General features: G+C 66.4%; 14 protein-coding genes. 8 read left to right on the forward strand and 6 right to left on the reverse strand.

The window, feature by feature from the left end; translation table 11 throughout:
* Nucleotides 1-20: 20 nt before the first annotated feature.
* Nucleotides 21-422 (reverse strand): cytidine deaminase, encoded by a 402-nt coding sequence (locus D7D52_RS15625; protein ID WP_120737188.1) that lies wholly within the window; start codon nt 420-422, stop codon nt 21-23.
* A 300-nt stretch (nt 423-722) separates the two neighbouring features.
* Between D7D52_RS15625 and sdhC the strand changes: the two genes are divergently transcribed.
* Genes sdhC through D7D52_RS15645 form a run of 4 tightly spaced genes read left to right on the forward strand, consistent with a single transcriptional unit; the run spans nt 723 to nt 4,108 of the window.
* Entirely contained in the window at nt 723-1,115 is a 393-nt protein-coding gene (gene sdhC / locus D7D52_RS15630; RefSeq protein ID WP_120737190.1) for a succinate dehydrogenase, cytochrome b556 subunit, read from the forward strand.
* A gap of 8 nt (nt 1,116-1,123) precedes the next feature.
* On the forward strand, nt 1,124-1,555 hold the full coding sequence (locus tag D7D52_RS15635) for a succinate dehydrogenase hydrophobic membrane anchor subunit (protein WP_120737192.1): 432 nt from the start codon (nt 1,124-1,126) through the stop codon (nt 1,553-1,555).
* Nucleotides 1,556-1,589: 34 nt separating this feature from the next.
* Nucleotides 1,590-3,341 carry a succinate dehydrogenase flavoprotein subunit gene (sdhA, locus tag D7D52_RS15640; RefSeq protein ID WP_162958894.1) on the forward strand — a complete coding sequence of 584 codons (1,752 nt, stop codon included), beginning with the start codon at nt 1,590-1,592 and terminating at the stop codon, nt 3,339-3,341.
* Complete coding sequence (locus D7D52_RS15645; RefSeq protein ID WP_120737196.1) at nt 3,341-4,108, forward strand: succinate dehydrogenase iron-sulfur subunit; 768 nt, start codon at nt 3,341-3,343, stop codon at nt 4,106-4,108. Before sdhA ends, D7D52_RS15645 begins: the two co-directional genes overlap by 1 nt.
* Nucleotides 4,109-4,163: 55 nt before the next feature.
* On the opposite strand, the gene D7D52_RS15650 is transcribed toward D7D52_RS15645, so the two are convergent.
* Nucleotides 4,164-4,787, reverse strand: coding sequence for a PadR family transcriptional regulator (locus tag D7D52_RS15650; protein WP_120744145.1), 624 nt, complete (start codon nt 4,785-4,787; stop codon nt 4,164-4,166).
* A 125-nt stretch (nt 4,788-4,912) separates the two neighbouring features.
* On the opposite strand from D7D52_RS15650, the gene D7D52_RS15655 reads away from it, so the two are divergent.
* From D7D52_RS15655 to D7D52_RS15665, 3 genes are all read left to right on the forward strand, one after another.
* Nucleotides 4,913-5,374, forward strand: a complete 462-nt coding sequence (locus D7D52_RS15655; RefSeq protein WP_120737198.1) for a hypothetical protein — start codon at nt 4,913-4,915, stop codon at nt 5,372-5,374.
* A 197-nt stretch (nt 5,375-5,571) separates the two neighbouring features.
* On the forward strand, nt 5,572-6,564 hold the full coding sequence (locus tag D7D52_RS15660; RefSeq protein ID WP_120737200.1) for a chemotaxis protein CheB: 993 nt from the start codon (nt 5,572-5,574) through the stop codon (nt 6,562-6,564).
* A 12-nt stretch (nt 6,565-6,576) separates the two neighbouring features.
* Nucleotides 6,577-8,436, forward strand: coding sequence for a CheR family methyltransferase (locus D7D52_RS15665; RefSeq protein WP_120744146.1), 1,860 nt, complete (start codon nt 6,577-6,579; stop codon nt 8,434-8,436).
* Here the strand turns inward: D7D52_RS15665 and D7D52_RS15670 are convergent.
* Nucleotides 8,433-9,224 (reverse strand): ATP-binding protein, encoded by a 792-nt coding sequence (locus D7D52_RS15670; RefSeq protein ID WP_120737202.1) that lies wholly within the window; start codon nt 9,222-9,224, stop codon nt 8,433-8,435. The two genes, D7D52_RS15665 and D7D52_RS15670, sit on opposite strands and share 4 nt — an antisense overlap.
* A gap of 21 nt (nt 9,225-9,245) precedes the next feature.
* Nucleotides 9,246-9,623, reverse strand: a complete 378-nt coding sequence (locus D7D52_RS15675; protein WP_162958330.1) for an STAS domain-containing protein — start codon at nt 9,621-9,623, stop codon at nt 9,246-9,248.
* Nucleotides 9,624-9,868: 245 nt separating this feature from the next.
* Between D7D52_RS15675 and D7D52_RS15680 the strand changes: the two genes are divergently transcribed.
* Nucleotides 9,869-10,759 carry a phenylalanine 4-monooxygenase gene (locus D7D52_RS15680; protein WP_120737206.1) on the forward strand — a complete coding sequence of 297 codons (891 nt, stop codon included), beginning with the start codon at nt 9,869-9,871 and terminating at the stop codon, nt 10,757-10,759.
* Here D7D52_RS15680 and D7D52_RS15685 read toward each other — a convergent pair.
* Together D7D52_RS15685 and D7D52_RS15690 are read right to left on the reverse strand one after the other, a co-directional pair.
* Nucleotides 10,756-11,373, reverse strand: coding sequence for an acyl-CoA-like ligand-binding transcription factor (locus tag D7D52_RS15685; protein ID WP_120737208.1), 618 nt, complete (start codon nt 11,371-11,373; stop codon nt 10,756-10,758). The two genes, D7D52_RS15680 and D7D52_RS15685, sit on opposite strands and share 4 nt — an antisense overlap.
* Nucleotides 11,363-12,877: an MFS transporter gene (locus D7D52_RS15690; protein ID WP_187703159.1), complete on the reverse strand. Its 1,515-nt coding sequence runs from the start codon at nt 12,875-12,877 to the stop codon at nt 11,363-11,365. The genes D7D52_RS15685 and D7D52_RS15690 overlap by 11 nt, the downstream gene beginning before the upstream one ends.
* Between the last annotated feature and the right edge of the window lie 2 nt (nt 12,878-12,879).

Genomic DNA, 12,879 nt, shown 5'->3' on the forward strand with positions numbered 1-12,879 from the left:
CTACCCCGCGCTGACGGGGGTTAGAGCCGGCCGGCGTCGAGGTCGGCAGGGCCGAAGGAGTCGGGGAGCAGTTCGTGCAGCCGGACAGCACCCTTGTGGTGATCTACGAGCAACTCGCCGCCGCCGTGTTCGAGCAGGATCTGCCGGCAGCGCCCACAGGGCATGAGCACGGCGCCGCGCGAGTCGCAGACCGAGACGGCCCGCAGGCGCCCGCCGCCGGTGGAAATCAAGTTACCGACCAGTACACATTCGGCGCAGAGGCCCAAACCGTATGAGATATTTTCCACATTGCAGCCGCTCACCACGCGGTCGTCGGCGGTGAGAGCCGCCGCGCCGACGGGGAATCGCGAGTACGGGGCATATGCCCCTTGCATAACCTCAAAAGCCTTGTAGCGCAGGGCTTTCCAGTCAATTTCCGACATTTCGGACCATCCTCCTATGGACGTGACCGTACCCGCGTGCTAACCGTTCTGCCTGGTCGCGAAAATCAGGAAAGGCAAACCTAACTGACAACAATTTGGTCCAACGAGCGGCACGCCGAATTAGTTCCCTTTCACCGCTGGGTTTAGAGTTCACGACAGATCGGTTCAGGTTCCCGACTGCGGGCCTGTAGCACTGCCACCGGATGTTGATTCCGCTTGTGAGCAGGTGGTTTCGACAGTCCAAAGGCTCCGCGCCGGATCTGACCGGGTCCATCGACGACGTTGGAGGCACCGCACTCTATGACCACGCTAGAAGCTCCGGCCAAGCCGAAGCGGACTCTCTACCGAGGCGACCCCGGCATGTGGTCCTGGGCTCTGCACCGCATCACCGGCGTGACGATCTTCTTCTTCCTGTTCGTCCACGTCCTCGATACCGCGTTGGTGCGCGTCAGCCCGAACACCTACGACCACGCGATCGAGACGTACAAGAACCCCGTCGTCGCCCTGATGGAGATGGGCCTCGTTGTCTGCGTGCTGTTCCACGCGTTCAACGGCATCCGCATCATCCTCATCGACTTCTGGTCGCAGGGCCCGCGCTACCAGCGCCTGATGCTCTGGATCGTGCTCGCGATCTGGATCGTCGTGGCCGGCGCCGGTGTCGGACGCCAGTTCTTCTACCTGCTGACGAAGTGAGAGCCGCTATGACCGCACCCGTTCTCGGCAAGTCGTACGACCGCCCCGCCTCCCTCGACGCACCGCGCGCCCCGCGCCGGCAGTCCGGCAACAACTTCGAGAAGTACGCCTGGCTGTTCATGCGCTTCTCCGGCCTGCTGCTGGTCGTCCTGGTGATAGGCCATATGACGATCATGCTGATGCTCGACGGCGGTGTGCACCGCCTCAACTTCGCGTTCGTCGCCGGTCGCTGGTCCTCGCCGTTCTGGCAGATCTGGGATCTGACCATGCTGTGGCTGGCGCAGCTGCACGGCGGCAACGGCGTGCGCACCGTCATCGACGACTACGCCCGCAAGGACGCCACCCGCTTCTGGCTGAAGACGCTGCTGGTCATCTCCATGCTTCTGATCATGGTCACCGGCACCTACGTGATCTTCACCTTCGACCCCAACATCAGCTAAGGACTGGCTACCTCGAATGAGTGAATCCCGACCGATTCAGGAACACCGCTACGACGTCGTGATCGTCGGTGCCGGTGGCGCTGGAATGCGTGCGGCGATCGAGGCCGGTCCCCGGGCCCGCACCGCCGTGCTCACCAAGCTCTACCCGACCCGCTCGCACACCGGTGCGGCGCAGGGCGGTATGTGCGCCGCGCTCGCGAATGTCGAAGAGGACAACTGGGAGTGGCACACCTTCGACACCGTCAAGGGTGGTGACTACCTGGTCGACCAGGACGCCGCGGAGATCATGGCCAAGGAGGCCATCGACGCCGTGCTCGACCTGGAGAAGATGGGCCTGCCGTTCAACCGCACGCCCGAGGGCAAGATCGATCAGCGTCGCTTCGGCGGCCACACCCGCGATCACGGCAAGGCCCCGGTGCGCCGCGCGTGCTATGCCGCCGACCGCACGGGCCACATGATCCTGCAGACGCTGTACCAGAACTGCGTCAAGCACGACGTGGAGTTCTTCAACGAGTTCTACGTGCTGGACCTGGTTCTCACCGATACCGATCGCGGTCCCGTGGCCACCGGCGTGGTGGCCTACGAGCTGGCGACCGGCGATCTGCACGTGTTCCACGCGAAGTCGATCATCTTCGCCACCGGTGGTTCGGGTCGCATGTACAAGACCACCTCCAATGCCCACACCCTCACCGGTGACGGCATGGCGATCGTGTTCCGCAAGGGACTTCCCTTGGAGGACATGGAGTTCCACCAGTTCCACCCGACAGGTCTCGCCGGCCTGGGCATCCTCATCTCGGAGGCCGTGCGCGGTGAGGGCGGCATTCTGCGCAATGCCTCCGGTGAGCGCTTCATGGAGCGCTACGCGCCGACCATCAAGGACCTGGCGCCGCGTGACATCGTCGCGCGCTCGATGGTGCTCGAGGTCCGCGAGGGCCGTGGCGCGGGTCCGAACAAGGACTACGTGCTCATCGACGTCACCCACCTCGGCGAGGACGTGCTCGAGGAGAAGCTGCCCGACATCACCGAGTTCTCCCGCACCTACCTGGGCGTCGACCCGGTCAAGGAGCCGGTGCCGGTCATGCCGACCTGCCACTACGTGATGGGCGGCATCCCCACCCGCATCCGTGGCGAGGTGCTGCGCAACAACACCGACATCGTGCCCGGCCTGTACGCCGCCGGCGAGTGCGCGTGCGTGTCCGTGCACGGCGCCAACCGCCTCGGCACCAACTCGCTGCTGGACATCAACGTGTTCGGCCGGCGCGCGGGCATCGCGGCCGCCGAGTACGCGCAGCGCGCGGAATTCGTCGAGCTGCCGGAGAACCCGACGCAGATGGTGCAGGACTGGCTGACGCTGATCCTGTCCGACCACGGCAACGAGCGCGTCGCCGACATCCGCGCCGACCTGCAGGTGTCCATGGACGACAAGGCCGGTGTGTACCGCACCGAGGAGTCGCTCAAGTCCATGCTCGAGGAGATCCAGGTGCTCAAGGAGCGCTACTCGCGGATCACCGTGCAGGACAAGGGCAAGCGCTACAACAGCGAACTGCTCGAGGCCATCGAGCTGGGCTTCCTGCTGGAGCTGGCCGAGGTCACCGTGGCGGGTGCGTTGAACCGCAAGGAATCTCGCGGCGGCCACGCCCGCGAGGACTACCCGGACCGCGATGACGTCAACTTCATGCGGCACACCATGGCCTACAAGACGAGCCCGGAGCTGATCTCCGACATCCGCCTCGACTACAAGCCCGTGGTGCAGACCCGCTACGAGCCGATGGAGCGTAAGTACTGATGACTGCTGTCGCTGAAACGCCGCAGAAGCCGGCTCCGGTGCCGGACGGGTCGACCATGATCACGGTCAAGATCGCCCGCTTCAACCCGGAGGACGGCCAGGGCCAGCACTGGGACGAATTCAAAGTCCCCGTGCTGCCGACCGACCGTTTCCTGAACGTGCTGATCTACATCAAGTCCTACCTGGACGGCACGCTCACCTTCCGCCGCTCCTGCGCCCACGGCGTCTGCGGCTCGGATGCCATGCGCATCAACGGCGTCAACCGGCTGGCCTGCAAGATCCTCATGAAGGACATGCTGCCCAAGGGCGGCAAGGACCTGACGGTCACCGTCGAGCCGATCCGCGGCCTGCCCGTGGAGAAGGATCTCGTGGTGAACATGGAGCCGTTCTTCGACGCCTTCAAGGCCGTCAAGCCGTACCTGATCACCAAGGGCAACGAGCCGACCCGCGAGCGCATCCAGTCCCAGCACGACCGCGCCCGCTTCGATGACACCACCAAGTGCATCCTGTGCGCCTGCTGCACCACCTCCTGCCCCGTGTACTGGAGCGACGGCAGCTACTTCGGCCCCGCCGCCATCGTCAACGCCCACCGCTTCATCTTCGACAGCCGCGACGAGGCCGCCCGCGAACGGCTGGACATCCTCAACGACGTCGAGGGCGTCTGGCGCTGCCGCACCACCTTCAACTGCACCGACGCCTGCCCCCGCGGCATCGAGGTCACGAAGGCCATCCAGGAGGTCAAGCGCGCCCTCCTGTTCACCCGGTAACTGCACCGAAACCCGAAGGCCGCCAGCATCTTTCGATGCAGGCGGCCTTTCGCGTTTACGCGGTGGTCTGGTTCTGGAACTGGGCCAGGGATTCCCAGGACCAGGTGAGGGTTTCGGACTCGAGGTCGGCGAGAACGGTTTCCAGCCAATGGAGTTCGGCCGCGGTGACGGCGCGCTGGTATTCGTCCTCGAGCATGGTGATGCGGGGTAGGCCGTACTGGCGGGCCTGGGCCATGCCGGAATCGATGTCATCGAGGTTGGCGCGCAAGGCGATTGCCCGCTTCTCGAGTTCGGCGCGGGCAGCGGCGGGGCCCAGCAGCATCAGAAACGACAGGGCCGCGGGGAATTCCGGGAATTCGTTGCGCGGGGTGCTGATCATCTCGTTGATCCAGGCGAGGCAGGCGGCGCGGCCGGCGTCGGTGATCTCGTAGACGGTGCGTTCGGGGTATTGCTGGTCACGGCCGGTTTCGCGGACGGCGACGAGGCCGGCGTCCTGCAGCCGGGCGATGGTCTTGTAGAGCTGGGCGCGCTGGCCGACATTGACGACCTTGTCCTTGCCCCATTCCTTGATGCGGCGCTGGATGGCGTAGGGGTGCATCGGTTCCAGGTGCAGGATGCCGAGCACCGCCATGGCCAGGGGCGAGCGCTTGAACGGTGTGGCCTGCGTCGATGCTGTCATGACGCCCATCGTACTAGGTGCCCGAGAACTAGTTTCTCAGTACTAGTTGCCAGGCAACTAGTTTGTGTGTCACTATTGAGGAGCAGGCGAACCCGACCAGCACCACCCTCCGAAAGGACGAGGCAATGCACACCACCGACACCGTCAAGATCCACACCGATCACGCCACCGAGAAGCACCTGGGCGACTGGACCCACGCCTCCTGCTTCGAGGTGAAGGCCCGCTACGGCAGCGTCGTCATCGACCTGCGCTCGCCGTGGATCGAGGGTGAGCAGGAGATCGTGGTCGAGGTCCACCTCGACCACGCCATGGTCAAGCTGCTCGTCCCCGAGGACGCGGTCATCGACTCGTCCGAGCTGAACTGGACCGGCCGCGGCAAGGTCAAGGACATGGCCCGTCCACAGCACGCCGCGGGTCGCGTCATCCGGCTCACCGGTTCCAGCGTCAAGAGCGAGTTCCGCATTCACCGCGGCGGCATCGCGGTCCTGTCGGCCCTGTTCAGCCGCGAGTTCTTCGAAGACGCCAAGCAGGCGCACAAGCAGGGCCGCACCCCGACCCTGCTCGACCCGGCCAACGCCCCGCGCTGACCCGGGCCGCACCGAATGCGGCTGCAAACGCCTTCGGTGACGGAGAAAATCGAATAGTCAAGGCCGCCTTCGTCTTCCGACGGAGGCGGCCTCGTTCATGGCTGGCGCGACCGCCTCGTGTCTCGCCCCGCCGAAAACGGGTATAGCGTGAGAACGAGCGGGGAACGGCCGGGCGCAACCGAACGAGGAGACCGGCAATGGAACCAACGGACCTGATCGCGGTCGGCGCGTCGGCGGGCGGCGTCGAAGCGCTGCGCGAGTTCGTCTCGGGCCTGCCCGACGATCTGCCCGCCGCCGTTCTGGTCGTGCTGCACATGCCCGCGCGCGGCACCAGCGCACTGGCCGCCATCCTCGCCCGCGCCGGGAAGCTGCCGGTCGAACCCGCCAGCAACGGCGGCAAACTCCAAGCGGGCCATATCTACACCGCCGTGCCCGACACCCATCTGCTGCTGCGCGACGGCCGCATGGTCCTGTCGCACGGCCCGACCGAGAACGGCCACCGCCCGGGCGTGGACGCCACTTTCCGCTCGGCCGCGGTGGCCTGGGGCCCGAACGCCACCGGCATCGTGCTGTCCGGCGCGCTGGACGACGGCACCGCCGGTCTCGCCCTGATCAAGCGCCGCGGCGGCCTGGCGGTCGTGCAGGATCCCGAGGAAGCCCTGTATCAGGGCATGCCGGAGAGCGCATTACGGCACGTGGCCGTGGATATGGTCCTGCCCGCGCGCGACATCGGCCCGGCGGTGGCCGCCAAACTACAGAGCCGCGGCGTCACCGCCGTCCCCCCGCTGTCGGGACTGGACCGCCTGGAGGCGGACATCGACGCCGGCCATCGCATCGATCGAAACGGGGTGGCGTCCATGTCTGTCCCCTCCGGATACACCTGCCCGGACTGCGACGGTTCCCTCTATCCGCTCGAGGACGGCCTGCGTTACCGCTGCCGCGTCGGGCACGCGTGGACGGCGGAGGCGCTCTTGACCGAACAGGGCATTCAAGTCGAGAAGGCACTGTGGACGGCGTTGCGCGCGCTGCAGGAGAAACGGCAGCTGGCGGAGCGAATGTGCGCCGACGCCAAGCGATTCGGTGACGAAACCCTGTCCAAGCGCTTCGCCGATCAGGCGGCCGAACACCGCGGCGCGGCCGAAATTCTGCGGAAGCTGCTGGTCGGAACTGGAAAAGACGAACCGGCCTAGTACCTTGTGGGTGTGGACCAGGAGAGTTCGCCCCGCACCGTGCACGGCTTCGAGGAGATCCTGCAGTACCTCAAGGAAGCCCGTGGTTTCGACTTCACCGGATACAAGCGCAGCAGCCTGATGCGTCGGGTGGACCGTCGGCTGTCGCAGCTCGGCGTGGACGATTACGTCGAGTATCTGGATGTGCTGCAAGCGAATTCGGATGAGTTCGTCGCCCTGTTCAACACCATCCTGATCAATGTGACCGGCTTCTTCCGGGATCCGGACGCCTGGGACTACCTGCAGAACCAGGTGGTGCCGACCATGCTGGCCGAGCGCGGGCCCGAGGAGCCGGTCCGGGTCTGGTGCGCGGGCTGCGCGTCCGGCGAGGAGGCCTACAGCCTGGCCATCGTGCTGGCCGAGGTGGTCGGCATCGACGAGTTCCGGCAGCGCGTCAAGATCTACGCCACCGATGTCGACGAGGAGGCGCTGACCAGCGCCCGGCACGCGGTCTACAGCGAGAAGGAGGTCTCGCCGCTCGGGCAGGATCTGGTCCAGCGGTATTTCGAGCCGATCGGCGGCCGCTACTCCTTCCGCAAGGATCTGCGCCGCTCGGTCATCTTCGGCCGCAACGATCTCGTGCAGGACGCGCCGATCTCCCGCATCGACCTGCTGGCCTGCCGCAATACGTTGATGTACTTCAATGCCGAGACGCAGACCAAGATTCTGGACAAGTTCCATTTCGCGCTCGCCCCGCGAGGTCTGCTGTTCCTGGGCAAGGCCGAGATGCTGCTGTCGCACAGCCGCATCTTCGATCCGGTGGATCTCAAGCGCCGGGTGTTCCGCAAGGTGCCCAGTTCGCGGGTGGACGTCGGCTCGGTGTTCGGGCGCGGCTTCATGTCCGACCGCCGGGAACCGGAGCAGATCGACGGCCTGCGCAGCCTGGCCTTCTCCACCGGTCCGGTCTCGCAGGTGGTGCTCAACGGCGACGATGTGGTGGCGCTGGCCAACCAGCAGGCCAAGCATCTGTTCGGGCTGAGCGAGCGCGATATCGGCCGCCCGCTGCGAGATCTCGAGCTGTCGTATCGGCCGGTGGAGCTGCGCGGCTATATCGATCAGGTGCGCACCGAGCGACGCGCCTTGCGCATCAAGGACATCGAATGGCAGCGCGGCCCGGGCGAACTGCTCGCCCTGGAAGTGCATGTGGCGCCGCTGGTGGCCGACGATACCGTGCTGGGCGTCTCGCTGATCTTCCACGACGTGACCGCCACCCGCCGGCTGCTCACCGAGCTGAATCATGCCAACCAGCAACGGGAGTCGGCGTACGAGGAGCTCCAGTCCACCAACGAGGAGCTGGAGACGACCAACGAGGAACTCCAGTCGACCGTGGAGGAACTGGAGACCACCAACGAGGAATTGCAGTCCACCAACGAGGAATTGGAGACCACGAACGAGGAACTCCAGTCCACCAATGACGAACTGCAGACCATCAACCACGAATTGCGCGAGCGCAGCAACGAGCTCGACGAGGTGAACGAGTTCTTCGCCTCCGTGATGAGCTCCTGGCCGGCCGGCGTGGCGGTCATCGACACCTCGATGCGCATCGTGGTGTGGAACAGCGGCGCGGAAAACCTGTGGGGCATGCGATCGGACGAGGCGGAGGGCGAGCATCTGCTCAATCTCGATATCGGCCTGCCGGTGGCGGACCTGCGCCCGATCGTGCGCCCGGCGCTCAGCGATCCCGGCTACCGCGCCGAGATCAAACTGGATGGGGTGAACCGGCGCGGGCGCGGCATCACGGTACGGGTGATCTGCACCGCGCTGCACGATCGAAGCGGCTCACCGACGGGCGCGATCCTCGTCATGGAACCCAATGGGGAGCCCGAGGTCTAACGTTCCGGCCGATCCTCGAGGTAGTCGGCCAGCTCGCGGCGCCGGCCGGTGGGCAGCACCGCCCACACGATCTTGCCGTCAGGCCACCGGGGCGCACACCCCCACGACCGCGCCAGCCGGGCCACCAGATGCAGACCGTAGTGGCGCCGACCGCCCACGGTCGGCTCGCGCAGCAGTGCCTCGTGCGGATCGGCGTCGGCGACGGCGATGGTGAACAGCTGCGAGCGCAACTCCAGCCGCAGCTGCATATCGGACTGCACGATGCTGTGCAGGAAGGAGTTCTCGACCAGCTCGGTGACGATCAGCAGCGCGTCGACCCGTACCTCGGGAATGTTCCAGCGCAGGCAGGTCTCCTCCAGAAAGTACCGCGCCCGCCGCCCGCAATCCGCGTTCGACATCAGTGCCAGCGAGGCACGGCGGCGCAGCGGCGGCTCGTGCAGCCCGGCGAAGGCCTCGGACAGGTCGGCATACACCGGCACGAATCGGTGCACGGCACTGCTTCGCAGCCACCGTCGCCGTGGTTCGTCGTGCACGACTATCAGGATCGGCACCCCCGGCCACTCCCCCACCCGCATCCAGGCGGCACTGAATACGGAATACAGAGGTTCGGAATTCACCCGCAGGTCGTCGAGCACGACGATCACCGCACGCGGCTCCTCCACCGCGTACTTGACCAGAGCGTCACCGAAATTCCGGTATTCGGACGCGGTCAGCTCACCCTGGGGCGTGACGACCGAGCAGTCCTGCCGCTGGTCGCACTCCCATCGGATTTCTTTTCCGTCCAACACCCTTCCACCGTCACTACCGGGTCAGGCGCGGCTCTCCGGGAGCTGCGCGCGTAATTCGAGCACGGTCTCCATACCGAGCGCGTGAACGGGATGGGTCACCTCCTCATTGGCGGCCACCACCATCAGGACGACTTCGCATCGCCTGCATTCTTCGCATGCTGTGCGGAGTTTGCGCAGACCTGTCACGCCGAGAAACTCGACCTCGTTGAGGTCGACTATCAATCGGGTACCCGGCACGGCGGCTGTCATGGCCCTTCGTAACGCGGAATCGAGCACACCCGCGGTCGAGAGGTCTATTTCTCCCGCCACCCGCACGACCACGTCGTCACCCCGGGCATCCCAGCTCACGCGCAGGGAGGATTCGAGGCAGCCGAGGACCCTGAGGTCCCGCTGATCCATACGGTCCACTCTAGGCGCGTACCCCATCGGGCAGCCGCGAATCACGGGTCTCGAATCGGTTTCATTGTGTTGAATCCTCAAATACTCCAAAGGTTTTCGCCGGCGCACCGGTCATCGCCGACGCGCCCGTCGAACCGGCTGCGCGCTGGCCGGGAGCATCGAAGATGCGGCCTTTCAGCTAGACAAGTTGTCTAGCTGCGAGCGTCTTCGTTGTCTACATCACATAGCAGTGCTTGCATCGAGGTATGTTCACCGAGGCTCAGCTGTACTCGCCAGTGACCACCGGGGTCGACGGCGACGTGACCGTGCACCTGAGCGACCAGCATCCGGGGGTGCACGATCCCGAATACCGGGCCCGTCGCAATGCCATCGCCGCTCTCGCACTCGACTACCGGCCGGGCGCGCCGGTGCCGCCCATCGATTACACCGACGAGGAACAGGAGGTGTGGCGGATCGTCTCCGTCGAACTGGCGCGCAAACGGGAACGCTATGCGTGCGCGGAGGTGATCGAGGCCGCCGACCGGCTGGGACTGCCGTCGGACCATATTCCGCAACTCGACGAGGTGGCGACGAAGCTGGTGCCGCTCACCGGATTCCGATACGTACCGGCCGCCGGATTGGTGCCGCTGCGGGAATTCTTCGGGTCCTTCGCCGACCGGACCTTCCATTCGACGCAGTACATTCGCCACCATTCCGCGCCGCTGTACACCCCGGAACCGGACGCCATTCACGAAATCCTCGGCCACGCCAATCAATTGGCGAGCCCGCGCTTCGCCGCGCTCTACGAGACCGTGGGCGCGGCGGTCGCCCGGCTCGAGACCGAACAGGCGCTGAAATTCCTGGCCGACGTGTTCTGGTTCTCGCTGGAGTTCGGCGTGCTGCGCGAGCACGGCGAAGTCCGTTGCTACGGAGCCGGTTTGCTGTCGTCCTACGGTGAGATCGAGGAATTCCGGGACGCCGACCTGCGTCCGCTGGACATTCACGCCATGGGGACCATCGACTACGACATCACGCATTATCAGCCGGTGCTGTACTGCGCCGAATCCATCGGCGAGATAGAGGATGTCGTCGGCGGATTCTTCGAGACCATGACCGACGAGACGGTGGCGCGGATGGTCGGCGTCAAACCCGCCTAAAGGGGCATCCCGGCCTCGAGGAACTCGATGACCCGAACGATCTGCTCGGGCCCGAAGGTCGAGCGGTCGATGAAGCTCAGCATCGCGCCGCTGAGCGCGCCGGCGAAGATGCGCACCTCGAAATCGCCGGGAGAGCGCCCGGTTCGGCGGGCCACCAGCTCGGCGACCAGATCGTTGCTGCGTTCCAGTTCCCGCGCGACCGCGCCGCGCAGCTCCGGCACCGTGGACAGCAACTCCACCCGCGCCACCTCGAACTCCCGATCCTCGGGACTCAGCGCGGCGAACGACTCGAGGGTGGCCTGCCGGAACGCCGCCAGCACCGACAGCTCCGCGGGCTGGGCCTCGAAGGAGGCGATCATGAACGGATCCAGATCGTCGGCCATCGCCACCTGTTCCTTCGACGGGAAGTAGCGAAAGAACGTGCTGGGCGAGATGTCGGCGGCCGCGGCGATCTGCTCGACCGTGGTCTCGGTGTAGCCCTGCTCGCGAAACAGCCGGAACGCCTCCAGCCGGATGGTGCGGCGGGTGCGTTCCTTCTTGCGTTCACGCAGACCGCCCCCGGCCCGGGTCTTGACCGGGGCCGGGGGCGTCGCGGAGGCGGTTTCAGCCGACATGGACCGATTGTCCCGCATCGAGTTCGGCGTTCGCGGCGGGAGTCTTGCGGCGGGTCAGCAGGGCGGCCATCACCATGGCGACCACGCAGATCCCGGCGCAGACCCAGAGCATGGCGTCCATGCCGTCGGTGAACGCGCTCTGCACGTGCGCCAGCACCGCCGGATCACCGAGCCGGTGCGCCACCCCGACCCCGGCGTTCACGCCGTCGGATACCGGCGGCCGGTTCAGCTCGCCGAGGCTGGAGCGGTACTGCGTGGCCAGCACGGTGCCCAGCACCGCCACGCCGATCGTGCCGGCGGCCTGCCGAAGCGCTTGCAGCAGTGCGGATCCGGAGCCGGCGCGCTCGGCGGTGAGATCTCCCATGGCCAGATTCATGGCGGCGGGCATGACGAAACCCATGCCGATGCCGAGTAGCACCAGGGCGAGAGCCGCGAAGCCGTAGCCGGTATGCGCGGTGATCAGCGCACCCATGCCGACGCCGACGGCCAGCAGGGCGAAGCCGCTGGTGAGCACCACTCGCAGGCCGAGTTTGGGTTCCAGCTTGTCCACCACGCGAGACCCGAGCGCGAGACCGCCGATCAGCGGCAGCAACCGCAGTCCGCTGCCGAGCGCGTCGGCCCCGAGGACCGCCTGGAAGTACTGCGGCAGCGTGAACAGCATGCCGAACATGGCGAAGTTGACCAGCACCAGATAGACCGTGCCCCAACGGAATCCGGGCGCCGTGAAGAGCCGGATGTCGATCAGGGGATGACTGGTGCGGCGCTGCCACAGCAGGAAGGCGCCCAGCACCAGCACCCCGGCGACGATCGCGATCCACGCCGTCACGGTGCCCCAGCCGTCCTGGCCGCAGCGGATGAATCCGTATGTCACACCGAACATTCCGGCGGCCGAGAGCACCGCGCCCGGCAGATCGACGCGGAAGGTGTTGGCGCTGCGGGATTCCGGCACCAGCAGGGCCACGGCGGTCGCGCCGACGACGACCAGCGGCACGTTCAGCAGGAAGGCCGAGCCCCACCAGAAGTGCTGCAGCAGCCAGCCGCCCACGATCGGGCCGAGCGGCAAACCGATCGCGGTGGAGGTGATCCAGATATTGAGCGCGCGCTGCCGGTCGCGCTCGTGCGGGAAGAGGGCGGGGATCACCGCCATCGACAGCGGGATCATGGTCGCCGCGGCGGCGCCGAGCACCACCCGGGCGGCGATGAGCTCACCGGAGCTGGTCGAGAACGCGCACGCCACCGCCGCGAGGCCGAACACCAGCAGCGCGCCGAGCAGGAACTTCTTGCGGCCGTAGCGATCGCCCAGCGCTCCCGCCGGGAGCATGAAGGCGGCCAGGGCCAGGGTGTAGGCGCTGCTGAACCACTGCAGCGCGGAGGTGTCGGCATGCAGGTCGACCGCGAGGGTCGGCAGGGCGACGGTGAGCACGGTGACGTCGAGGCCGATCGTCAGCATCGCCACCGCCAGGGCGCCCAGCGCCAGCCAGCGGCGCACTCCCTGAGCTTCCATGA

The organism is Nocardia yunnanensis (genome assembly GCF_003626895.1).
Classification (GTDB): Bacteria; Actinomycetota; Actinomycetes; order Mycobacteriales; family Mycobacteriaceae; genus Nocardia; species Nocardia yunnanensis.

Excerpts from the sequence above, each read along its gene's own strand:
- D7D52_RS15625 (WP_120737188.1), bottom strand. The coding sequence starts at position 422 with ATGTCGGAAATTGACTGGAAAGCCCTGCGCTACAAGGCTTTTGAGGTT.
- sdhC (WP_120737190.1), top strand. The coding sequence starts at position 723 with ATGACCACGCTAGAAGCTCCGGCCAAGCCGAAGCGGACTCTCTACCGA.
- D7D52_RS15635 (WP_120737192.1), top strand. The coding sequence starts at position 1,124 with ATGACCGCACCCGTTCTCGGCAAGTCGTACGACCGCCCCGCCTCCCTC.
- D7D52_RS15645 (WP_120737196.1), top strand. The coding sequence starts at position 3,341 with ATGACTGCTGTCGCTGAAACGCCGCAGAAGCCGGCTCCGGTGCCGGAC.
- D7D52_RS15650 (WP_120744145.1), bottom strand. The coding sequence starts at position 4,787 with ATGACAGCATCGACGCAGGCCACACCGTTCAAGCGCTCGCCCCTGGCC.
- D7D52_RS15655 (WP_120737198.1), top strand. The coding sequence starts at position 4,913 with ATGCACACCACCGACACCGTCAAGATCCACACCGATCACGCCACCGAG.
- D7D52_RS15660 (WP_120737200.1), top strand. The coding sequence starts at position 5,572 with ATGGAACCAACGGACCTGATCGCGGTCGGCGCGTCGGCGGGCGGCGTC.
- D7D52_RS15675 (WP_162958330.1), bottom strand. The coding sequence starts at position 9,623 with ATGGATCAGCGGGACCTCAGGGTCCTCGGCTGCCTCGAATCCTCCCTG.
- D7D52_RS15680 (WP_120737206.1), top strand. The coding sequence starts at position 9,869 with ATGTTCACCGAGGCTCAGCTGTACTCGCCAGTGACCACCGGGGTCGAC.
- D7D52_RS15685 (WP_120737208.1), bottom strand. The coding sequence starts at position 11,373 with ATGTCGGCTGAAACCGCCTCCGCGACGCCCCCGGCCCCGGTCAAGACC.
- D7D52_RS15690 (WP_187703159.1), bottom strand. The coding sequence starts at position 12,877 with ATGGAAGCTCAGGGAGTGCGCCGCTGGCTGGCGCTGGGCGCCCTGGCG.